Origin of the sequence: Cellulomonas sp. (assembly GCF_015234515.1) — a bacterium.
GTDB lineage: Bacteria > Actinomycetota > Actinomycetes > Actinomycetales > Cellulomonadaceae > Cellulomonas.
In genome coordinates, this window is record NZ_JADGMY010000030.1 from 1 (window position 1) to 22,042 (window position 22,042).

Annotated in this window: 19 protein-coding genes; 11 read left to right on the forward strand and 8 right to left on the reverse strand. The window is 74.4% G+C overall.

What is annotated here, in order from left to right:
* Positions 1 to 31 precede the first annotated feature (31 nt).
* Complete coding sequence (locus IR158_RS16545) at positions 32 to 295, reverse strand: hypothetical protein (RefSeq protein WP_291814773.1); 264 nt, start codon at positions 293 to 295, stop codon at positions 32 to 34.
* A 275-nt stretch (positions 296 to 570) separates the two neighbouring features.
* On the opposite strand from IR158_RS16545, the gene IR158_RS16550 reads away from it, so the two are divergent.
* From IR158_RS16550 to IR158_RS16560, 3 genes are all read left to right on the forward strand, one after another.
* Positions 571 to 1,365 (forward strand): exodeoxyribonuclease III, encoded by a 795-nt coding sequence (locus tag IR158_RS16550; protein WP_291814776.1) that lies wholly within the window; start codon positions 571 to 573, stop codon positions 1,363 to 1,365.
* 76 nt (positions 1,366 to 1,441) lie between these two features.
* Complete coding sequence (locus IR158_RS16555) at positions 1,442 to 2,851, forward strand: DUF4190 domain-containing protein (protein ID WP_291814779.1); 1,410 nt, start codon at positions 1,442 to 1,444, stop codon at positions 2,849 to 2,851.
* Between the two features lie 110 nt (positions 2,852 to 2,961).
* Positions 2,962 to 3,456, forward strand: a complete 495-nt coding sequence (locus IR158_RS16560; RefSeq protein ID WP_291814782.1) for a hypothetical protein — start codon at positions 2,962 to 2,964, stop codon at positions 3,454 to 3,456.
* Between the two features lie 6 nt (positions 3,457 to 3,462).
* Here IR158_RS16560 and IR158_RS16565 read toward each other — a convergent pair whose 3' ends face one another.
* Both IR158_RS16565 and clpB read right to left on the reverse strand, forming a co-directional pair.
* Positions 3,463 to 4,140, reverse strand: a complete 678-nt coding sequence (locus tag IR158_RS16565) for a DedA family protein (protein ID WP_291814784.1) — start codon at positions 4,138 to 4,140, stop codon at positions 3,463 to 3,465.
* A gap of 82 nt (positions 4,141 to 4,222) precedes the next feature.
* Complete coding sequence (gene clpB / locus IR158_RS16570; protein WP_291814786.1) at positions 4,223 to 6,814, reverse strand: ATP-dependent chaperone ClpB; 2,592 nt, start codon at positions 6,812 to 6,814, stop codon at positions 4,223 to 4,225.
* Between the two features lie 201 nt (positions 6,815 to 7,015).
* Between clpB and IR158_RS16575 the strand changes: the two genes are divergently transcribed.
* The 4 genes from IR158_RS16575 to IR158_RS16590 all read left to right on the forward strand — a co-directional run bounded on the left by IR158_RS16575 (position 7,016) and on the right by IR158_RS16590 (position 9,656).
* Positions 7,016 to 7,672: a histidine phosphatase family protein gene (locus IR158_RS16575; RefSeq protein WP_291814789.1), complete on the forward strand. Its 657-nt coding sequence runs from the start codon at positions 7,016 to 7,018 to the stop codon at positions 7,670 to 7,672.
* A gap of 88 nt (positions 7,673 to 7,760) precedes the next feature.
* Entirely contained in the window at positions 7,761 to 8,087 is a 327-nt protein-coding gene (locus IR158_RS16580; RefSeq protein ID WP_291814793.1) for a hypothetical protein, read from the forward strand.
* Positions 8,088 to 8,107: 20 nt separating this feature from the next.
* A complete protein-coding gene (locus tag IR158_RS16585; RefSeq protein ID WP_291814796.1) occupies positions 8,108 to 8,578 on the forward strand; it encodes a luciferase family protein in 471 nt (156 codons plus the stop codon).
* A gap of 94 nt (positions 8,579 to 8,672) precedes the next feature.
* Positions 8,673 to 9,656, forward strand: a complete 984-nt coding sequence (locus IR158_RS16590; RefSeq protein WP_291815034.1) for an alpha/beta hydrolase — start codon at positions 8,673 to 8,675, stop codon at positions 9,654 to 9,656.
* Here IR158_RS16590 and IR158_RS16595 read toward each other — a convergent pair.
* Positions 9,622 to 10,653: a cation diffusion facilitator family transporter gene (locus IR158_RS16595; protein WP_291814799.1), complete on the reverse strand. Its 1,032-nt coding sequence runs from the start codon at positions 10,651 to 10,653 to the stop codon at positions 9,622 to 9,624. The two genes, IR158_RS16590 and IR158_RS16595, sit on opposite strands and share 35 nt — an antisense overlap.
* A gap of 109 nt (positions 10,654 to 10,762) precedes the next feature.
* On the opposite strand from IR158_RS16595, the gene IR158_RS16600 reads away from it, so the two are divergent.
* The 3 genes from IR158_RS16600 to IR158_RS16610 are packed head-to-tail and all read left to right on the forward strand — an operon-like array spanning position 10,763 to position 13,027.
* Complete coding sequence (locus IR158_RS16600) at positions 10,763 to 11,542, forward strand: VOC family protein (protein WP_291814801.1); 780 nt, start codon at positions 10,763 to 10,765, stop codon at positions 11,540 to 11,542.
* 22 nt (positions 11,543 to 11,564) lie between these two features.
* A complete protein-coding gene (gene trmB / locus IR158_RS16605) occupies positions 11,565 to 12,296 on the forward strand; it encodes a tRNA (guanosine(46)-N7)-methyltransferase TrmB (protein ID WP_291814804.1) in 732 nt (243 codons plus the stop codon).
* Entirely contained in the window at positions 12,293 to 13,027 is a 735-nt protein-coding gene (locus IR158_RS16610; protein ID WP_291814807.1) for a LysR substrate-binding domain-containing protein, read from the forward strand. The genes trmB and IR158_RS16610 overlap by 4 nt, the downstream gene beginning before the upstream one ends.
* 122 nt (positions 13,028 to 13,149) lie before the next feature.
* Here the strand turns inward: IR158_RS16610 and IR158_RS16615 are convergent, their stop codons facing one another.
* Together IR158_RS16615 and IR158_RS16620 are read right to left on the reverse strand one after the other, a co-directional pair.
* Complete coding sequence (locus IR158_RS16615; RefSeq protein ID WP_291814810.1) at positions 13,150 to 14,205, reverse strand: PT domain-containing protein; 1,056 nt, start codon at positions 14,203 to 14,205, stop codon at positions 13,150 to 13,152.
* A gap of 251 nt (positions 14,206 to 14,456) precedes the next feature.
* A complete protein-coding gene (locus tag IR158_RS16620) occupies positions 14,457 to 16,940 on the reverse strand; it encodes a glycogen/starch/alpha-glucan phosphorylase (protein WP_291814813.1) in 2,484 nt (827 codons plus the stop codon).
* Positions 16,941 to 17,116: 176 nt separating this feature from the next.
* On the opposite strand from IR158_RS16620, the gene IR158_RS16625 reads away from it, so the two are divergent.
* Positions 17,117 to 19,705: a LuxR C-terminal-related transcriptional regulator gene (locus IR158_RS16625; protein ID WP_291814814.1), complete on the forward strand. Its 2,589-nt coding sequence runs from the start codon at positions 17,117 to 17,119 to the stop codon at positions 19,703 to 19,705.
* Here IR158_RS16625 and IR158_RS16630 read toward each other — a convergent pair.
* Positions 19,643 to 20,377 (reverse strand): signal peptidase I, encoded by a 735-nt coding sequence (locus tag IR158_RS16630; protein WP_291814816.1) that lies wholly within the window; start codon positions 20,375 to 20,377, stop codon positions 19,643 to 19,645. The genes IR158_RS16625 and IR158_RS16630 overlap by 63 nt on opposite strands.
* Positions 20,374 to 21,969 (reverse strand): alternate-type signal peptide domain-containing protein, encoded by a 1,596-nt coding sequence (locus tag IR158_RS16635; protein ID WP_291814819.1) that lies wholly within the window; start codon positions 21,967 to 21,969, stop codon positions 20,374 to 20,376. Before IR158_RS16635 ends, IR158_RS16630 begins: the two co-directional genes overlap by 4 nt.
* Between the last annotated feature and the right edge of the window lie 73 nt (positions 21,970 to 22,042).

The window sequence follows — 22,042 nt, forward strand, 5'->3', positions numbered from 1 at the left end:
CACGCGGCCTGAACACCCCTACCGAAACGGGTCAACCGAAGTCGGGGCAGTCCCGGTAGAAGCCCGGGAAGAGGTGGATGTCGTCGAGGCTGGCTGCAGTGTCCGACGCCGCCCCGTTGCGCCAGCCATAGAGCGTCTCCAGCTCCAGCGTCGTGGGCAGGCCGGCCGAGTCGAGCTTCGACCTCACGGCGTCCGCTGAGAGGCCACTCCGCAGCGACGTCATCAGCGCGTCTCGGCCGAGATTCCGTAGAGCCGTCTCGATGATGGCCAGCGAGTCCGAAAGGTTGTCAGTCATCACGGTCCAGACCTCACATCGAAGGGATCGCCTGGCACGATCCCACATCTCGGGAAGAACGAGCTCAACACGCCGCCGCGGACGGCCCGCCGTCGCCCGGCGCGGGGCCGGAGAATGTGCAGCGCTCGCAACCCTCTCGGCGTCATCGGCACGCCTGCCGCGTCAGCGCCTCCCGCGGAGCGTCCCGGGTGACGCCGTACCGGGCGGACGACCGCGCGGACCAAGCGTCGCACGCACGACGCCGACTGTCGGCGCGGCCCCGTAGGGTCCACCGCATGCAGCTCGCGACCTGGAACATCAACTCGATCCGAGCACGGGTGGACCGTGCGGTGGCCTTCCTGGAGCGGACGGGTGTCGACGTCCTCGCGCTCCAGGAGACGAAGGTGAAGGACGAGGCGTTCCCGCGCGAGCCGTTCGAGGCCCTCGGGTACGAGGTCGCCACGCACGGGTACTCGCAGTGGAACGGCGTCGCGATCGTCTCCCGCGTCGGCCTGGACGACGTCGAGCGCGGCTTCCCCGGGCAGCCGACGTGGGGCGACCCGGCGACCGCCGAGGCCCGCGCGATCGGCGCGACCTGCGGGGGCGTGCGCCTGTGGAGCCTGTACGTGCCGAACGGGCGGGAGATCGCCGACCCGCACTACACCTACAAGCTCGACTGGCTCGCCGCGCTGCGCGATGCCGCGCAGAGCTGGCTCACGGCCGACCCGCAGGCGCAGGTCGCGATGGTCGGCGACTGGAACATCGCCCCGCTCGACACCGACGTGTGGGACATCGAGCGGTTCGCCGGCCGCACGCACGTGACCCCCGCGGAGCGCGACGCGTTCGAGGCGATCGCGCACGCCGGCTACAGCGAGGTGTCGCGCGTCCACCTGCCCGGCGAGCACACGTACACGTACTGGGACTACCAGCAGCTGCGTTTCCCCCGCAACGAGGGGATGCGCATCGACCTCACGTACGCCAGCCCGGCCCTCGCGGCGCGCGTCAGCGGCGTGCGCATCGAGCGCGACGAGCGCAAGGGCAAGCAGCCGTCCGACCACGTGCCCGTGGTGCTCGAGATCGACGCACCGTGACCGTGCGGCACCGCAGATCGGGTGGTATCGCCGCACGGGCTCCGCGACGCGCCCGCGCTCGGCTAGGTTGCCGTCCATGACGTCGACGCCCGACGACCGCGCACCCGAGCCGACCGAGGGGTCGGGTACCGAGTCCGTGCCGGAACCGCCCGCTCCGGAGGGACAGGCGTCGGCACCCGGCCCCCAGGTCCCGCCACCCGGCGAGAACCCCGCACCGCCGACCGCACCCGATTCCGCGTCGTGGGGGACGCCCGCGTCCCCGGTCTACGGCGGCGGCACCCCGGCACCGGCGGCCGGTGACACCCAGCCCATCTCGACCGGGCTGAACGACACCCAGCCGCTCGCGTGGGGCGCGCCGGTCCCGCCCGCGCTCGTCCCCGGCGTCGCCGCGCCCTTCGCGGCACCGACCGGCACGTCGACGAGCACGTCGCCCTACGGCGCCCCCGTCGCCGCAGGACCGCCCGTCCCACCGGCGCCGTCCGGCCACGATCCGTACGCAGCGCCGGTACCCGTGTACGGGACGCCCCCGGCGCCCGGCGCGGGCCAGCCGCCCTACGGTGGCCAGCCGGGCTACGGTTCCCAGCCGCCGTACGGCGCCCAGCCGGGCTACGGTTCCCAGCCCTCGTACGGCGCACCCGCCTACGGCCCCCCGGGTCAGCCGCACGGCTACCCCCCGGCCGCCCCCACGGACGGGCTCGCGGTCGCGTCGCTGGTCACGTCGGTCGGCGGGCTGGTGCTCCTGGCCGGTGCACCCGGTCCCATCGGTGTCGGGCTCGGTATCGGGGCGCTCGCGCGCATCCGCCGCACCGGCGCGCGCGGCCGCGGCATGGCGATCGCGGGCATCGTCGTGGGCGTCGTCGGGACGATCGTCATCACCGCCGTCGTGCTGCTGCTCCTCGCGATCGCCCAGTGGGGTGCGACCACCGCGGAGCAGGCGAACGACGCCCTGGGCGGCCAGGACCTGGACCAGCTCATGGACGAGCTCGAAGGGCTCGAAGGGCTCGAGGGCGGCGGCAGCAGCGGCGGGTCGTCGTCCGAGGATCTCGACCAGCTTCTCGGCGAGCTCGAGAAGCAGCTCGAGGGCCTGGGCGAGGAGCAGCTCGACGTCCTGCCGTCGTACGCGCTCCCCCAGGACGTCGCCGCCGGCACGTGCTGGGAGTCCGTCCCGGAGTACTACGACCTGTCGGACGCCGTGGCCGTCCCGTGCACGCAGGAGCACGAGGCCGAGGTCGTGGCCGTGCTGACCGCGACCGGCGCACCGGCGACGGACCTCACGGCGGACGACCCCGTGGTCTCGGCCGCGTACGGCGAGTGCGAGACCGCCGTCGGCGCGATCGACCCTGGGCTCCTGGCGTGGGGCGTCCTCGACGTGTGGCTCCCCCACCCCGACCAGGTGGCCGCGGGCCAGGCCGTCGGGTACTGCGTCTACGAGGACGTGTCCGGCAGCGACGCGTCCCTCGTGGCACCGTCCGGGATGTCGTCCTGAGCTCCGCCGACGACGCGCGGACGCCCGCCACGGGTGCCGCGGACATCCCCGAGGACCCGAACCCGCCGACGCACTACGCGGCCGGCTGGGAGGCCGCGGGGGCTGAGCGCGTGCGCGCGCGTCGCCGGGTGGCCGTCGCGTCCGCCGCGGTCGGCGCCGTCGCCCTGCTCGCGGGCGGGACGGTCCTGGGGACGCGGGCCGTCACCGACGCCCGCAGCCGCCCGCTGCCCGCCGACGTCACCGCGGCGACCGAGGCCTACGCCGTGCAGCTCGTCACCGGGTCGTGCCTCGCGGACCTCCCGGGCGACGGCGAGGTCGAGCGGGTGGACGTCGTGCCGTGCGGCGACCCGCACGCGGCCCAGGTCGTCGCGCAGTACGGGTTCGACCCTGCCGCCGTGTGGCCGGGGCAGGAGGCCGCGCACGCGCGGGTCGCGCGGGCATGCGTCCTGAGCGACGACGAGGTCGCGGCCGGCGTGCGCGTGGTGACGTGGGCCCCGACGCCCGCCGGCTGGGCGGCCGGTGACCGTACGGGCCTGTGCCTCGCAGTGCCGCCGAGCCCGGTGACCGGCTCGTTCGTCACGGTGAGCGCGCCTCCCGGAGGGTGAGGGCCGTCAGCCCTCCGTGGTGAGGCGCGCCGCGCGGCGACGCTCGCCGCGGCTCCCCGTCCGCGTCCACACGAAGCGCAGGACCACCAGCGCGATGACGGCGTACACGACGGCGTTGAGCACGTCGCTGTAGCGGCCGATGTCGTCCCACTGCGAGCCCAGCACGTGCCCGGCCCACACCAGGCCGCCGTTCCACACCAGGGACCCCACCGACGTGTAGAGCACGAACCGCGCGAGGTTCATGCGCTCCACGCCCGCCGGTATCGAGATGAGGCTGCGGACGACCGGCACGCAGCGCCCGACCAGGACGGCGAGCCCACCGTGGCGCGCGAACCACTCCTCGGCGTGGTCCAGGTCCTCGACCTCCATGAGCGGGATCCGCTCCAGCCAGCGCCGCAGGCGCGCGCGTCCGAGCCACGCACCCAGCCCGTACAGCATCAGGGCACCGATGACGGCCCCGAGCGTCGCCGCGAAGATCGCCCAGCCCAGGGACATGCCGCCCTGCGACGCGACGTACCCCGCGACGGGCAGCACGACCTCGGACGGGATGGGCGGGAACAGGTTCTCGAGGGCGACGAGCATCCCGACGCCGACCGGCCCGAGCGTGTCGATGACCGACACCACCCATCCCGCGAGGCCCGTCAGCTCGGCGTCGGGCACGGGGGCAGCGGTGATGAGGTGCACGCCACCGGATGCTGCCACGACGTCGCCCGCCCCGCGCGCCGTGGTCGGCGTGCGGGGCGGGCCGTCGGTGCGGTGCGGACCGTCAGCGTTCCGCGCGGACCGTCAGCGCGCCGTCGCCGAGGTCGACGTGCAGGGTGTCGCCATCGTGGATCTCACCTGCGAGCAGGCCGCGGGCCAACCGGTCGCCGATCTCCTTCTGGACCAGGCGACGCAACGGGCGCGCGCCGTACGCGGGGTCGTAGCCCTCGATCGCGAGCCACTCGCGCGCGCCGTCGGACACGTCGAGCGTGAGCCGGCGGTCGGCGAGCCGACGCGCCAGCGACTCGACCTGCAGGTCGACGATCCGTCCGAGCTCCTCGAGGGTCAGCGCGTCGAAGAGCACGATGTCGTCGAGCCGGTTGAGGAACTCCGGCTTGAACGCCGCCCGCACAGCACCCATGACGGCCTCGCGCTTCGCGGTCTCGTCGAGCACCGGGTCCACGAGGAACTGCGAGCCGAGGTTCGACGTCAGCACGAGGATGACGTTGCGCATGTCCACGGTGCGGCCCTGGCCGTCGGTCAGGCGGCCGTCGTCGAGCACCTGCAGCAGGATGTCGAACACCTCGGGGTGCGCCTTCTCGACCTCGTCGAGCAGCACGACGGAGTACGGGCGACGGCGCACGGCCTCGGTGAGCTGCCCGCCCTCCTCGTAGCCGACGTACCCGGGGGGCGCGCCGACGAGCCGCGCGACCGAGTGCTTCTCGGAGTACTCGGACATGTCGATGCGCACCATCGCGCGCTCGTCGTCGAACAGGAAGTCCGCGAGCGCCTTGGCCAGCTCGGTCTTGCCGACGCCGGTGGGCCCGAGGAACAGGAACGAGCCGGTGGGCCGGTCGGGGTCGGAGACGCCGGCACGGGCGCGTCGGACCGCGTCGGACACGGCGGCGACGGCCGCGCGCTGCCCGATGAGGCGCTTGCCCAGCACCTCCTCCATGCGCAGCAGCTTGGCGGTCTCGCCCTCCAGCAGCCGGCCGGCGGGGATGCCGGTCCACGCGGCGACCACCTCGGCGACCTCGTCCGGGCCGACCTTCTCGGCGATCATCGGCGCCTCGGCGGGCTCGTCGTCCGAGACCTCGGAGGCCTCCGCGGCGGCGATCTCCTTCTCGACCGCGGGGATCTCGCCGTAGAGCAGGCGACCGGCGGTGGCGAGGTCCCCCTCGCGCTGGGCGCGGTCGGCGTCCGCCCGCAGCTGGTCGAGGCGCACGCGCAGGTCACCGACCCGGTTGCGGCCGCCCTTCTCCTTCTCCCAGCGGGCGTTGAGCGCGGCGAGCTCCTCGCGACGGTCCGCGAGGTCCGCGCGCAGCCGCGCGAGGCGGTCCTTCGACGCGGGGTCGTCCGCGGTGGCGAGGAACTGCTCCTCCATCTCCAGGCGCGTCACGGCGCGCTGCAGCTCGTCGATCTCGACGGGTGAGGAGTCGAGCTCCATGCGCAGGCGCGACGCGGCCTCGTCGATGAGGTCGATGGCCTTGTCGGGCAGCTGGCGCCCGGTGATGTACCGGTCGGAGAGGGTCGCCGCGGCGACGATCGCGCCGTCGGAGATCTCGACGCGGTGGTGCGCGGCGTACCGCTCGCGCAGGCCGCGCAGGATCGCGATCGTGTCCTCGACGGACGGCTCCCCGACGAAGACCTGCTGGAACCGGCGCTCCAGCGCGGGGTCCTTCTCGATGCGCTCGCGGTACTCGTCGAGCGTGGTGGCGCCGACGAGCCGCAGCTCGCCGCGCGCCAGCATCGGCTTGAGCATGTTGCCCGCGTCCATGGCGCCCTCGCCGCCCGCACCGGCGCCGACGACGGTGTGCAGCTCGTCGATGAAGGTGACGACCTGCCCGTCGGACGCGGTGATCTCGGCCAGGACGGCCTTGAGCCGCTCCTCGAACTCGCCGCGGTACTTGGCGCCCGCGACCATCGACGCGAGGTCGAGCGAGACGAGCGTCTTGCCGCGCAGGGACTCCGGGACGTCACCGGCGACGATGCGCTGGGCGAGGCCCTCGACCACGGCGGTCTTGCCGACGCCGGGCTCCCCGATGAGCACGGGGTTGTTCTTGGTGCGGCGGGACAGCACCTGCACGACGCGGCGGATCTCGGCGTCGCGGCCGATCACCGGGTCGAGCTTGCCCTCGGCGGCCAGCTTGGTCAGGTCGACGCCGTACTGCTCGAGCGCCTTGTAGGTGCCCTCCGGGTTGGGGCTGGTGACGCGCGCGGACCCGCGCACGTTGGGCAGCGCGGCGAGCAGCGCGTCGCGGGACGCACCGGCGGCGCGCAGCGCGTCGGCCACGCCCGACTGCCCGGCGGCCAGGCCGATGAGCAGGTGCTCGGTCGACACGTAGTCGTCGCCGAGAGCCCGTGCCTCGGCGTTCGCGGCCTCGAGCGCCGCGGCGGTCTGGCGTGACGCCGACGGCTGCGCGACGGACGCGCCGGACGACGAGGGCAGCTGGACGAGCATGCCGCGCACGGACCGCCCGAGCGCGGCGCGATCGGCGCCGACCGCGTCGAGGAGCCCGTTCGCCACCCCGCCCTCCTGCCGGAGCAGCGCGTCCAGGATGTGCGCGGGCTCGAGCTGGGGGTTGCCGGCTGCGGTGGCCGACTGGATGGCGTCGCCCAGCGCCTCCTGCGAGCGGGTGGTGAACTTCGCTTCCAACGAAACCTCCGGTGCGTGCGTGCGTGCGTCGCGCGTGATCTGGTCTGTCGATCACAACAAGATCCGAAGTTGAGTCTATTCCGCTCAACTTCATCGGCGCACGCGGCCGAACCGTCACCCACGCGTCACACCCGCGTCGCCGACAGGACACGTGCCGCTCCTAGCGTCGGTGCGACCACCGAGAGAGAGAGCAGGGCACCGATGACCCTCACCATGACGCTCGTCCGCCACGGCCGCACCCACTTCAACGCCCGCCGCATCCTGCAGGGCCGCTGCGACTCCCCGCTGACGCGCGACGGCCGCGCCGGCGTCCGTGCCACCGCCCGCCACCTGGCTCGCACCCCGTTCACCGCCGCGTGGGCGTCGCCGTCGGGGCGGGCCGTCGCCACCGCCGTCGAGCTGCTGCGCCCCCACCCCGACGTCCCCCTGCGCACTGACCCCGCTCTGCTGGAGTACGCCTTCGGCGTCTACGAGCAGCGGCCCGAGCGCGTCCTCGACGAGGTCGTCGCGTGGCCGGACCTCGTCACCGACGTCCTGGCGGGGACCCACCCCGGCCTTCCGGGCGGCGAGCCGGGGGCCGACTTCATGGACCGCACGCGCGACGTCTTCGCCCGCATCGCGGACACGCACCGCGACGGCCACGTGCTCGTCGTCGGCCACGGGCTCGCGCTCGGCGCGTACCTGGCGACCGTCGACGAGGTCGGGCTCGTGCCGCTGCCCAACGCGTCGGTCTCGACCGTCGAGGTCGCGCCGGACGGGACCGCGCGCATCACGAGCCTCGCGGTCGACGTCGCCGGTCAGGGCCACGTCGCGGCACGGCCGATGCGCACGCCGACGCCCGTGCCGTCCGTCGCCTGACCTCGGCCGTCCGGCGCCGACCCTCCCACCACCGCTCCGACGGCCCGGCCCTGGCACGATGGTCGGGTCGTCGGACGCGGGAGGTGCCATGGAGGTGCTCGACCACGCGGAGCGGGGCTGGTACCTGCTCGCGGACGACGGGCGGCTGCTGCTCGACGTCCACGTCAGCCACGGCCCCGTCAGCTCCTCGCTCGTCATCTCGCTCGACGACACCGAGCGCAACGCGTACCGCGCCGAGGGCCCCGCGTACCTCGACCGCCTCGCCGCGCAGATCCAGGACTCCGCGCCACTGGCGCCCGGGTCCGCCTCGCCGTACCGGGCACGGGACCTCACCGCCGAGGTCGGCGACGAGCTGACGCGCAAGGTCGTCGCGTGGCGGGAGCAGCACACGACGGACCCGGACGCCTCAGCCTGACGGTGGCTACGCTGCGTCCCATGCTGCGCGACCCCCGCCCCGGGACCCGTCCGACGACCTCCGACGACGGTCCGCACCGTCAGCTCGACCAGCGGGCGCCCGCCGCGGCGTGGGGCGAGCTCGTGGCGCGCGTGCTCGCGCTGCCGGGCGTCGTCGAGGGCCACAGCCAGGTCTCGCCCGCGTCGTCGCGCGCGGTGTTCCTCACCGACCTGCGCGACGAGCTCGCCCCGCAGACCTCGCTCGCACCGGGGCAGCGCCTCGAGCCCGTGCACCTGCACGGCGTCGAGGACACGAGCGTCCACCTGACGCTCCCGGCGGAGCGGTGCGACGAGCTCGTCCGGCTCGGCTGGGCGGAGCCGCACCAGTACGCCGACTTCGGCACCGAGGTCATGGTCTACGGCCCGCGCGACGCGCACGAGGTCGAGCAGGTCGTCTCCGTGGTCGAGGAGAGCCTGGCGTTCGCCCGCGCGGGCGTGCCCGGCGCCGCCTGACACCGCTCACCCGCCTGCGCTTCGGGGGCGGGGGGCGGCGTGCGAGGATCGGCGCGTGGCCGACGACGACGCCTCCACCAGGGCTTCCAGCACCGTGCGCGACCGGTGGGACGACGAGCGCGCCGACGTGCTCGGCGAGCGGTGGCGGGCCTGCACCCTGCACCTGCGGCCCGACGCGGTCACGCGCCGCACGGGCGTCGACCCGCAGGCCACGCTGGTGCGCCGGGTCCCCGACCCGGGCGCCCCGCCCACCCGCCGCGCGGTCCTGTACCTCCACGGGTTCGTGGACTACTTCTTCCACCCCCACGTCGGCGACGCGCTGGCCGCGGCCGGGTACGACACGTACGCCCTGGAGCTGCGGGACCACGGCCGGTCGATCCGGCCCGGCCGGCCCCCCAACGAGAGCACCGACCTGGGGGTCTACGCCGAGGAGATCGACGCCACCGTCCGGCTCCTGCGGGCCGACCACGACGTCGTCATCCTGCTCGGCCACTCCACGGGCGGGCTGATCGCGGCGCTGTGGGCGGACGCACGGCGCGGCCTCGGGCTCGTCGACGCCCTCGTGCTGAACTCGCCGTGGCTCGACGTGCGGGGCTCCCGCTACGAGCGGCAGCTGCTGGCGCGCGCCGTGCACGCCGCCGGTCGACCGCTGCCCCGGCTCAAGGTGCGCGAGATCGCGCCCCACTACGGGCAGGCCCTGCACCGCGACACCGGCGGCGAGTGGGACTTCGACCTCGCGTGGAAGCCGCACCGCGGGTTCCCGGTCCGCGCCGGGTTCGTCCGCGCCGTCCGCGCCGCGCAGGCCCGGGTGGTCCGCGGCCTGGCGGTCGACGTCCCGGTGCTCGTCCTCGCGTCGGACGCGGCCGGACCGCACAAGCGCGCGCACGACGCACTGCTCAGCACCGACTCCGTCCTCGACCCCGCGCAGATCGCGCGCCGCGCCCCGCTGCTGGGCCACGACGTGACCTACGTCGAGGTCGCGGGCGGCGCGCACGACCTCGCGCTGTCCGCCGCGCCGGTGCGCGAGCGGTACCTGCGGGAGGTCACGGACTTCCTCGCCGCGCGCGTGCCGGGCTGACGTCCGGCGGCACGAGGGACGGCTCCTCGGGCTCGGCGAGCGACAGCACCACCCCCACGACACCGGGGATGGCACGCACCTGGTCCTCGACGAGCGCGAGCTGGTGGGACGCCTCGACCTCGTCCGGCTCGCCCGCCAGGTCCACGGCACCCGTGAGGAACACGCGCCGGGCGCCGGCGATCTCCAGACGCAGCTTCGTCACGCGCGCCACCTGCGGCATCGCCAGCAGCCGGCGCAGGGCCGCCGCCTGCAGCGCGGGGTCGACGGCCTCCCCGACGATGAGCTGCAGGTTGCGCTGGATCAGCACGAACGCCACGAAGCCCAGCAGCAGGCCGACGAGGATCGACCCGACCGCGTCGGGCACCGTGGAACCCGTCACCTCGTGCGCCGCGATGCCCGCGCTCGCGATGACGATCCCGATGAGCGCTGCGGCGTCCTCGGCGAACACCGCGCGCACCGTGGGGTCGGACGTGGCCAGCACCTGCTCCAGGACGCCACGGTCCCGCCGCCGGGCCTCGGCGCGGCTCTGCCGCAGCGCCTGCAGGAACGACACCCCCTCGAGCACCAGCGAGATGCCCAGCACGGCGTACGCGACGACGAAGTCCGACGCGGGCTCGGGGTCCGCCAGCTCCTGGATGCCGTGCGTGACCGACACGCCGGCCCCGACCGCGAACAGCCCGATCGCCGCGAACATCGACCACACGTAGACCTCGCGCCCGTACCCGAAGGGGTGCGTCGCGTCGGGGGCGCGGGCCGCGCGGCGCTGCGCGACCAGCAGGAACACCTCGTTGCCCGTGTCGGCCCACGAGTGCGCGGCCTCCGCCAGCATGGACGCGGCGCCGGTGATCACCGCGGCCGCCGTCTTGGCCGCGGCGATGAGCACGTTCGCCCCGAGCGCGAGGACCACCGTGCGCGTCGACTCGCCGCCGCCCTCCGGCTCGTCCCCCGCGACGAGCGGGGCCAGCGCGTCGGGACCGTCGGCCGCGTCGGGTGCCATGGCACCGGACTAGCACGTGCGCCCGCTGTGCGCGACGCGGGCCGTGGTGGTTGGCTGTGCTCGCCCTGCCGCGGACGACGTCCGCACCTCGACCCTCCGGAGGACCTCCATGACCGTCACCCCGACCCCGTGGCCTGCCGGTGTCCCCGGCTGGGCGGACATCACGGTGACGGACCTCGGGCCGACGCAGCGGTTCTACGGCGGGCTGCTCGGCTGGCAGCTGAGCGCCGGGCCGCCCGAGTCCGACGGGTACGTCATGGCGACGGTCGACGGGTACGTCGTCGCGGGGATCCGGGTGTCGGACGTGCCGCAGCCCGCGGCGTGGTGCGTGTACCTCGCGACGGACGACGTCGCGGCGAGCGTCGCGCGGGCCGTCGACGCGGGGGCGACCGTCGCCCTGGGCCCGGTGTCCGTGCTGTCACTGGGCCGCATGGCCCTGCTGAGCGACCCGACGGGCGCGCTCGTGGGCCTCTGGGAGGCCGGCGACCACACCGGCTGGGAGCTCACCGACGCCCCCGGGTCCTTCGTGTGGGCCGAGCAGATGTCGCACGACCCGGCCGCGGCACGCCGCTTCTACACCGCGCTGTTCGGCTACGAGCAGCAGGACATGAGCGCACCGGACTTCACGTACACCTCGCTGTCGATCGGCGGGGCTCCCGCGGCGGGGATCGGCGGGTACGGACCGGGCGCGGGCGACGTCCCGGCGGCCTGGACCTGGTACCTCGCGGTGCAGGACGCGGACGCGATCGCACCGCGCGTCGCCGAGCTGGGCGGGGAGGTCGTCAGCGGGCCGGAGGACACCCCGTACGGGCGGATGCTCCTGGTCCGCGGCCCCGCCGGCGAGGTCCTGGCCCTGCTCCAGGCACCCGACGAGGACATCGTCGCCTGATCCGGTGCGTAGGGTGGACGCCGTGCAGTACCCGATCGACGTGTTCACCCACCGTGCGACGCGCGCCCACGACCCGGTGCGCACCTTCAAGTCCCGCCGGTCCCCGCTCGGGGTCGACCGGGTCGACGCGCTCGAACGACTGTTCCCGCGGTGGGGATTCTCGGTCGAGGACCCGAGCGCGCCACCGCCCCGCACGCCCGACGGCCTGCTCGACACCGTCACGCTGTTCGGGCGCGCGGCGCCGCTCGTCGTCGAGATCGGGTCCGGCATGGGCGACGCGACCGCCGCGATGGCCGCCGCCGACCCCGACCGCGACTGGCTGGCGGTCGAGGCGCACCTGCCCGGCCTGGCGGCGCTGCTGCTGCTCATCGAGCGCCACGGCCTGACCAACGTGCGCGTCGCGCACGGCGACGCCCTGCAGCTGCTGCGTGCCGACGTCGCGCCGGGCAGCCTCGACGCGGTGCACGCGTTCTTCCCCGACCCCTGGCCCAAGGTGCGCCACCACAAGCGTCGCCTCGTGCAGCCCGAGCACGTCGCGCTGCTGCGCGACCGGCTGCGCGTCGGTGGCACGCTGCACGTCGCGACCGACTGGGCGGAGTACGCCCAGCAGATGCGCGACGTGCTGACCGGCGACCCCGACCTGACCGGCGGCGTCGTCCCGCGTCCCGCGCACCGGCCCGTCACGCGGTTCGAGCAGCGTGGGCGGGACCTCGGCCACGAGGTCACCGACGTGATCGTGCGGCGCGTCCGATGAGGCTGCTCCTGGTCCCCGGCACCAGCCCCGACCGGTGGGCACGGGTGTGGCGTGAGCGCCTGCCCGACGACCCGCTGGAGGTCGTGCACGCCGGGGCGTCGGGCGCGGTCGACGCGGTGCTGCGTGGCGACGTCGACGCTGCCGTGCTGCGGCTGCCCCCGGCCGGCGTCGAGACGCCACCCTCGGGGCTGCCCACGACGACGCCGAGCACGGCGACCGGCTGGGCCGTGGTGCCGCTGTGGACCGAGCAGACCGTCGTCGTCGTGCGCAAGGACCACGTGCTCACCGTGGTCGGGGAGGTCGACGTCCCCGACCTCGCGGGCGAGACGCTGCTGGTCCCCGGTGACGACGTCCTCGGGTGGCAGCCCCCGGGCGTCGAGGTGCTCGACGTGCCCGACGTGCCCACGGCCGCGGACCTCGTCGCCAACGGCGCGGGCGTCCTGCTGGTGCCGCACTCTCTCGCGCGCCTGCACGACCGCCGCGGCACCGCCGTGCGCGTCGTCCCCGACGCCCCGGGCTCACCGGTCGTGCTCGTGTGGCGCACGGACGACGAGCACCCGCACGTGCAGGAGCTCGTCGGCATCGTGCGGGGCCGCACCGTCGGCAGCTCACGCGGGACCAGCACGCAGGCCCCGGCGCCGTCCCCCGCGAAGGCACCGGTGCAGGCCCGTCGCGAGCCCCGGAGCGGCCGCCCGGCGCCGCGCCGCACCCCGCCGCGCAAACGCCGCTGACCCGTCGGACGGCGCAGACGCGTGAGCTCCGTGACCGCCCGTCCACGAGCGTGGCGCACGAACGGGCGACGCCCGGCCGGTCACCTGGGTGACCGACCGGGCGTCGCGATGGTGCTGCTGCGTCAGCTCGCGAGGCGACGACGCGCCAGGACGAGCGCGCCCCCGGCTGCGACGAGCACGAGGCCGCCGAGGACGCCCACCCGGGGGTCGACACCGGTGACGGCCAGCTGCCCGGCGCCGGCCGCGAGGACCTCGACGTACTGCCAGCCCAGGAGCGTGCCGTCCGCGCGGTACAGCGCGACGCGGTGCGTACCGGCCGCGACGGACGCGGGGACCGTCAGGCGGAGCGTGCCGTCAGCGGCCACCGTCGCGACACCGAGGTCCGTCGGCACCGAGAACATGAAGCCGCGCAGGACCGCACCGGCCGGGAGGCCGGACAGGACGAGCCCGCCGCCCGCGGAGACGTTCGCCGGGCCCGTGAAGCCGCCGCGGGTGGCGTCCGTCAGCTGCCCGACGACCGGGCAGGTCCCCGCGAACGGGGTGATGGTGACCACCTGGTAGATGATGGTCTCCCACTCGGGGTCGATCAGCGCCCACGCACCGAGGTCCGTGAACTCATCGTCGCCCCCGGGGAACGCGAAGACGTGGTACTGGCCCGGCACGACGTCGACCAGGCCCGCGTCACCGGGGTTCTCGGAGGACCCCTCGACGTCCTCCTCGCTGAGCGCGTAGAGGGAGCCGCCCTCGTTGATGATGAGCCAGTCCACCGTGGCCGCCGGCGTGATGGCGATCCGGCCGGTGTTCACGACGTCGAGACCGGTGCAGGTGGGCTGCGTGACGGTCAGAGCCGGGACCGGGACCTTTCCGGCGCCGGGCGTGGCCGTCGGCTCGGCGGTCGGCGTGGCCGTCGGCTCAGCGGTCGGCGTGGCCGTCGGCTCAGCGGTCGGCGTGGCCGTCGGCTCGGCGGTCGGCGTGGCCGTCGGCTCGGCGGTCGGCGTGGCCGTCGGCTCAGCGGGGACCGCGGTCGTCGGCTCGGCGGTCGGCGTGGCCGTCGGCTCAGCGGTGGCCGACGGGCCGGGGTCGACCGTGTCGGCCTGGACTGCGACGGCGCTGCCGCCGAGGACGAGGACGGAGAGCGCGACGACGGCGGCCACTCTCCGCAGGGGGTTCGGGCTCACAAGGTTGCTCCTTCGTAGTCCGCCCGAGGGCGGACGAGTGGCGTGTGTCACGGCTCGGCGAACGCTACGGGTGCGCATCGACCCAGGTCATCCCGCAGAAAGCGCCCGTACCGCCCGATCCGGGAGGAGCCGGTCGGTTCACAGGAGTGAACTTCTCGGCCGACCACCCGTGACGTGCCTGCGGACACGACGCAACGGCCCCGCCGCCCGCGACGAGGTCGCGGGTGACGGGGCCGGGGCGGACGGGCGGGTCAGCGCGAGACGAGCGGCTGCGAGTGCCAGATCCGGTCGATGTAGTCCCACATCGCGCGGTCCGAGGAGAAGAACCCGGACCGGGCGACGTTGAGGATCGCGGACCGGGTCCACGCCTCGGTGTCCTGGTACGCCGCGTCGACGCGGGCCTGCGCGTCGAGGTACGACTGGAAGTCCGCCAGGACCAGGAACCGGTCCTCGTACAGCAGGTTCGACACGATGGGCTCGAAGACCGTGCGGTCGCCGCCGGCGAACGTGCCGGACGCGATGCGGTCGATCGCCCGGCGCAGCGTCGGGTTCTCCTCGTAGAACTTGGAGGGCTGGTAGCCCGCGGTGACGAGCTCCTCGACCTCCGGCTCGAGCAGCCCGAAGAGGAAGAAGTTCTCGTCTCCGACGAGCTCGCGGATCTCGACGTTCGCGCCGTCGTCCGTGCCGATCGTCAGGGCGCCGTTGAGCGCGAACTTCATGTTCCCCGTGCCCGACGCCTCCTTGCCCGCGAGCGAGATCTGCTCCGACAGGTCCGCCGCCGGGATCAGCGTCTCAGCCAGCGTGACGTTGTAGTTGGGCGGGAACACGACGGTGAGCGCGCCCTTGACGCGCGAGTCCTCGTTCACGGTGCGGCCGACGTGGTTGATCAGCGCGATCGTCTGCTTGGCCATCTTGTAGCCGGGCGCCGCCTTGGCACCGAACGCGAACACGCGCGGCGGGATCGACGTCGGGTCCAGCTCGCCGCTGATGATCTGCTCGTAGAGCGACACGATGTGCAGCACCTTGAGCGTCTGGCGCTTGTACTCGTGCAGGCGCTTGACCATGACGTCGAGCATCGCGTCGGCGGGCAGCGTGATGCCGTCACGACGCTGCAGCAGCACGCTCAGGCGCTGCTTGTTGTGCGCCTTCACCGCACGGAACTTCTCGCGGAACTCCTGGTCGTCGGCCAGCGGCTCCATCTCGCGCAGCCGCGCGAGGTCCGTGACCCAGCCGGGGCCGATCGCGTCGGTGATCAGGTCCGAGAGCGCGGGGTTCGCCAGGCGCACGAAGCGGCGGGGCGTGATGCCGTTGGTGACGTTGGTGAACTTGTCCGGCCAGTACTCCGAGAAGTCCGGCAGGACCTTGTCGCGCAGCAGCTGCGAGTGCAGCGCGGCGACCCCGTTGACCTTGGAGCCCGCGATCGTCGCGAGGTACGCCATGCGCACGGAGCGCTCCGGGTGCTCGGCGATGATCGACATGCGCCGCAGACGCAGCTCGTCGCCCGGGTAGCGCTGCGCGACCTCGGCGAGGAAGTCGTCGTTGATGCGGTAGATGATCTCGAGGTGGCGCGGCAGCAGCTTGCCCAGCAGCGCGACGGGCCAGACCTCCAGGGCCTCGGGCAGCAGCGTGTGACAGGTGTACGCGAAGCACTTCTGGGTCACGGCCCAGGCCTCGTCCCAGTCCCACTTCTTCTCGTCCACCAGGATGCGCATGAGCTCGGGGACCGCGATCACCGGGTGGGTGTCGTTGAGCTGGAAGATGATGCGCTCGGGCAGGCGGTGCAGGTCGAAGTCGCCGGGCAGGACGTTCTCGATGAAGTCGCGGATCGAGCAGGCGACGAAGAAGTACTGCTGCTGCAGGCGCAGCTCCTTGCCCTGGGGCGTGGAGTCCTCCGGGTACAGCACCTTGGAGATGTTCTCGGCGAACGTCTGCGAGCGCACCGCGTCGACGTACTCGCCGGAGTTGAAGATCGCGAGGTCGAACGCCTCGGTGGCCTGCGCGCTCCACAGCCGCAGCGTGTTGACCCGCCCGTTCTGGTAGCCCGGGACCATGTAGTTGTAGGGCACACCGAGCACGTCCCACGCCGGGATCCAGCGGCTGCGCTCGACCCCGTCGTCGTCCGTGTACCGCTCGGTCGACCCGCCGAAGTGCACGGTCACCGCCGACTCCGGGTGCGGGAACTCCCACGGCGCCCCGAGGGCCAGCCACGAGTCGGCCTGCTCGACCTGGAAGCCGTCGACGAACGTCTGGCGGAAGATCCCGTACTCGTAGCGGATGCCGTAGCCGATGCACGGGACGCTCATCGTCGCCAGGGAGTCGACGAAGCACGCGGCGAGGCGCCCGAGGCCGCCGTTGCCGAGGCCGGGCTCGACCTCCTGCTCGCGCAGCGTGGCCAGCTCGATGCCGAGGGAGGCGAGCCCCTCCTCGACGATCTCAGCCATGTCGGTGGCCAGGAGCGCGTTGTCGAGCTGACGCCCGAGCAGGTACTCCGCCGACAGGTACGCCACCGACTTGGCCTGCGCGTCACGCTGGCGACGCACGGTCTCGAGCCAGCGCGCCATGAGGTACTCACGGACGGTGCGAGCGAGTGCGAGGTACTGGTCGTTGACGCTGGCGCGCTCCATCGTCACGCCCTGCCCGTAGTGCAGCTCGCGGAGGAACTCCCTGACGAAGCCCTCGACGGAGTGCTGCGGGGCCGTCACCGGCGCGCTGCTGTTGGCACGGTTCTCAGTCACTTGCGCAACGGTAGTTCCCTGCTGCCGGTGAATCCAGGCGAGGGGCCGGCGCAATCCCCCACGTCGTGGGCCAACCGCGTGTCTCTCGGCGTGTCCATGTGCCCTGTCTCACGTGCTGCACCCCGGCACGGCGGGTCGATCCGGCAGGAAACGCCCGATCGGGCCATGCTGGGACGATGGGCGAGACCACCCAGCGGTCAGGCACGCTCCAGCTCCACGAGAGCGCGCTCGAGGCGGCGGCACGGCACGTCCGGGCGGACGAGGACGTCCTGCTCCTGGGGGACGTCGGCTCCGGACGCACCACGCTGCTCGCCGCGCTCGCCGAACGCCTCCGCGGCACCGGGACCGCTGTCGTCACCCTCGCGGGGCACCGCGGCGCTCGTGACCTCCCCCTCGCGGCCTTCGCCACCCATCCCACGATGCGCCCGCGCAGCGGCGCGCGGTGGGGCCTCCCCGAGGCCACGACCGTCCTGGCGGAGGCCGTGGGCAGCGGTCCGGCCGTCGTCCTCGTCGACGACGTCCACCTCCTCGACGGCGCCTCGGCCGCGGTGGTCGCCGCAGTCGCACGACGCCACGCCGGCCGGGTCGGCCTGGTCCTGACCGCACCCTCGGGGACCGACGTGGACGCCGCCGCCCCCGACCTGGCACGGGAGGCCGTCGTCGTCCGGCTCGGCCCCCTGGGGGTCAGCGCGACGTCCGCGCTCCTGGCCGACCGCCTCGGCGGCCAGGTCGAGGGGCACCTCGCGTCCGTCGTGGCCGGGCGCTCCGGTGGCAACCCGCGCGTGGCGGTCGCGCTGGTCCGCGCGGCGGTCGACGCGGGCGTCGTCGCACGCGTGAGCGGCCGGTGGGCGCAGACGGGGGCCCTCGAGCTGGTGCGCGCGGACGCCGTCCCCCTCGGGCTCCTCGCCGACCTGCCGGAGACCTCGCGGCGCGGTCTGGACGTCCTGGCCTGGTTCGGCCTGGTCGACCTCGCCACCGCACGGCGGCTCGTCGGTGCGGACACCCTTGCCGCGCTGGACGCCGCCGGGCGCGTCGCCGTCCACGAGGGCGGCCGCGAGCCGATGGTCACGGTCAGCCCGCCCGCGCTCGGGCAGGTGCTGCGCCTGCGCCTGTCGCCCCGTGCCCACGCCGACCTGCGGGCGCTCGCGGACGGGACGCTCGGGACCGGCGTGCTGCCCCCGCCCGCTCTCGCGCTGCCCGCCGCCGCCGACCTCGACGGGGAGGACGCGGCGGCAGGGGCCGCCCCGCAGCAGGTCGCGATCCTCACCGAGTCCGTGCGGACGCAGGCGTCCGCGCGGTACCGGACGTGGCTCGAGAAGCGTGACCTGGTGAACGCGCTCGCGCTCCTGCGGTTGCGACTGCTGGACAACTTCACGTCGATCGACGTGGACGAGATCCTCCAGGGGACGGTCCCCTCCCCCGCCGACGACCCCGACGACCTCGGCTCGTACGTGCTGCTGCGTGGCCAGTGGGCCGCAGCCACGGGCGGCACCCTGCGCGACGGCATGACGCGTGACCCCGGACCCACGGGGCGGCTGGTGCTGCCCGAGCTGGAGGACAGGGTCCTGCACGCCCTCGAGCGGCTCTACGCCCTCGAGCCGTCCACGGTGGGCGTCGCCGACCTCGAGGGCGCGCACGTGCCGGCGCCGCTGCGCGACTTCGTGCTCGTCCTGCAGGTGCAGGCGGCCGTCGAGACCGGCGCGCCGGACCGCGCGCTCGAGCTGCTGGACGGCTGGGGCGGCTCGCGGCGTCAGCACGCGATCGGTCACCAGCTCGACGCGCTGCGGGGCGACGCCCTGCTGCTCGCCGGGCAGGTCGACGACGCGATCGACTGGTGGCGCGAGCGGCTCAGCGCGGCGTACGACGACCTCAGCATGCTCGGGGTGCGGCTGGCCGCGCGCGGCCTCGCGACGGGCCTGTTCGTCCAGGGCGACCACGAGGGCGCGCGCCGGACGCTGAGCGTCGTGCTGCAGATGGGCCGGTGCGGTCCCGTCCAGAGCCCGTACGACGAGCGGATCCTCGCGCTCGCGGCGACGCTACGAGCGCGCCGCGGCGAGACCGACCTCGCGGCCGCCCTGCTCGACGAGCTGCGGGCGACCCCGCGCCCGTACCTGCCGGCGCTCGACTTCGCCCTGCCGTGGGCTACCGCGGAGGTCGCGTACTTCCGGTCCGGAGGCACCGAGCCGCCCGACGGCGAGCCGCTGTGGGCCGCCGGCGAGGAGCAGCTCGCGGTCGGGCGGCTCGCCAGCGCCGCACTGTGCTGGTCCTTCGCGCCCCTCGAGCTGCCCCCGGACCGGCTGGCCCGGCTGGAGGAGCTGTGCTCGCGGACCCGGCTCACGATCGTGCGGCCGCTCGTCCACCTGCACCGCGCGATCTCGCTGGGGACGAGCACCGAGGTGCTGGCGGCCGTGGCGATGATGCGCGTCCCCGGACCGCTGGTGCACGTCGCGCTCGACGTCGCCCGGCGGCGCGCCGTCGAGGAGGGGCGAGGCGACCTCACCGAGGAGCAGGTGCGTGCGGTCGCCGGGGCGACCGTCGCCGAGTCCCTGGGCCGCCCGCAGGCCCGGTCGGCGCCGCTGACGGGCCGGGAGGCGGAGATCGCGGCGCTGGCCCGCGAGGGGCTGAGCAACCGGCAGATCGCCTCCCGCCTCTACCTGTCCGTGCGGACGGTCGAGAGCCACCTCTACCGGGCGATGCAGAAGCTAGGGGTGTCGGACCGGGCGCTGCTCGGCGAGCTCGACGGGGCCGTGCGCGTCGCGGGCTGAGACGGCCGCCGCCCGGCGGCTGCGTCCCGAGCGGTACCAGAGGCTCGCCGCCCAGACGAAGAACCCGCCGGCCACCAGGACGACCCCGACGTGCCGGTCCTCGACGTTGACCGCCGAGTTCACGTGCCCGAGGTGGTGCACGACGTACCAGACGCGCGCGCGGACCTGGAAGTCCTGCACCGGCAGGTCCGGTGCGTCGTTCGCGTCGCCCTGCGTCGTGAACGTCACGCCCCCGTCGGTGCGGTGCGTGATCCCCGTGACGCGGTGCGTGATCGCCGTGGGGTCCTCGGGGTTCGGCAGGTAGGTGATCACGTCGCCGATCCGGACGTCGGCCGGGTCGACGGGACGGACGACGACGAGGGACCCGACCGGCAGCGTCGGCTCCATCGAGCCCGACAGCACGGTCAGCGGCACCGCACCGGCAAAGCGCGGGACGAGGATCGTGACGGCGGCGACCAGCAGGACCACGCCCAGCACGCCGTAGCCCAGGCCGACGCCGACGCTGCGCGCGGCGACGCGCCACCGGCTCTCGGGGCGCACGGCGACGGGCTGGTCGGGTGAGGCGGCGGGCTGGACGGGTGCGGTCACGGGCTGGTCGGCGACCGGCCGGGCCGGTGCGGCGACGTGCCGGGCGCCCGCGGTGACGGGCCGGACGGGTGCGGTGACGGTCATCGGTCCTTCTCCTCCTCGCGGAGCGCGACCGGAGGAGTCACGTCGGCGGTGTCGGCGTCCGGGCCCTCGTGGGGCTCCGGCAGGGTGGTGACGTCGGCCGTGGCCGGGTCGTCGGTGGCGTCGTCGGTGGCGGGCTCGTCGGTGGCGGGGTCCTCGGTGGCGGGGTCCTCGGTGACGTCGGAGCCGTCGTCGGTCGTGGGCTCGTCGCCGGCCAGCGGCTGGTCGTCGGTCGCGGGCTCGTCGCCCACCTCGTCCTGCGGCGCGGGGTCGTCGCCGACCACCGGGGCGTCGAGCACGGCGTCCGCGTCCAGCGCGGGACGGAACTTGGCGGGGATGAGGTAGGTGGTGAGGTTCGGGGCGTCGGCGTTGAAGCCGTCCCAGGCGGTCACGCGCCCGACGTCCCAGCCGGCCACGCTCTGGGCCATCGCCCGCGCACCGCGGAACATGTCGGTCATGTCCTCGACGTTCGAGGTGTTCCAGCCGCCGATCCAGGAGTTGAAGGACGTCGCGCCGTGGAACATCCCCGACATGTCCCGCACCTTGGCGGTGTCCCAGCCACCGACGTAGCCGTTGAAGGACGTGGCACCGGCGAACATGTGGGACATCGACTCCACGTTCGCGAAGGCTGGGCCGGCGAAGTCCTGCTTGAGGGAGCGGGCGTTGGAGAACATGTGGTCCGTGGTGCGCAGCGTCGACGGGAGGCCGTCGACCCGCAGCAGGTTGATCGCGTTGTGGAAGGCGTACGACGCGTCGACGGTCCCGACGCCCTCCTGCCAGTTCTGCACCTGCACGAGCTCCTGCATGTCCGCGACGGTCTGCGCCGGGGACCCCAGGCTGCCGACGCGGCCGTTGATCAGCACGGTCGCCTGCACGGTGCCCGGCGGGTAGGTGTGCGCGTTCCTGCCGGGGACGAGGCGCGTCGTGGCGGCGCCCTCGACCCACTGGACCGTCGCATCGACGTCGTCGACGTAGATGACGACGGTGCGGTCGACGCCCTTGGTCAGGTCGTAGCCCATGCGCAGCAGGCCACCGGCGGCGGGGCCGCGCGTCGTGAGCGTGCCGAGGTCGCGCGACGCCGTGTCCTGCCAGCCGTGGCCGTTGCCGAGCTGCAGGTCGAGGCGCAGGGAGAAGGAGCGGTCGCCCGACGGCAGGCTCGACCCGGCGGCGACGCGCACCGTGACGGGGACGCGCTGCGGCGTGGCGGAGCCGACGACCGGGACGTCGTCCGACGTGACGGTCACCCGCCCCGCGAGGTCGGCGGGCAGGGACGCGGCGACGTCGGTGCGCAGCGTCGCGCGCAGGTTCTCACCGGTCGCGGTGAGGTCGACGGTCGTGCGGTAGAGGACCACCCGGCCGGGCTCGAGGCGCCCGGTCGCGGGGTCGAACGCCGCGCCCGACTCGTGCTGCCACGAGCCCGGGCCGACGGCGTCGATCGTGAGGGCCCCGCTGGCCAGGGTGCCGTCGAGCGGCGCCTGTGCGCGCCACGCCGCGTACGTCGCCGTGCCCGGCAGTGCCAGGACGATCGCCGCCGCGGCGACGGCCGCGAGGAGCGCGGCGCGCAGCGGGCGCAGGGGACGGACGTGGTGTCGCACGGTGCTCAGCTCCTGGGTCGCGGGGATGGGTGGTGAGGTCGGGCGGTGGAGCCGCCGGCGGCAGGTGCGCGCG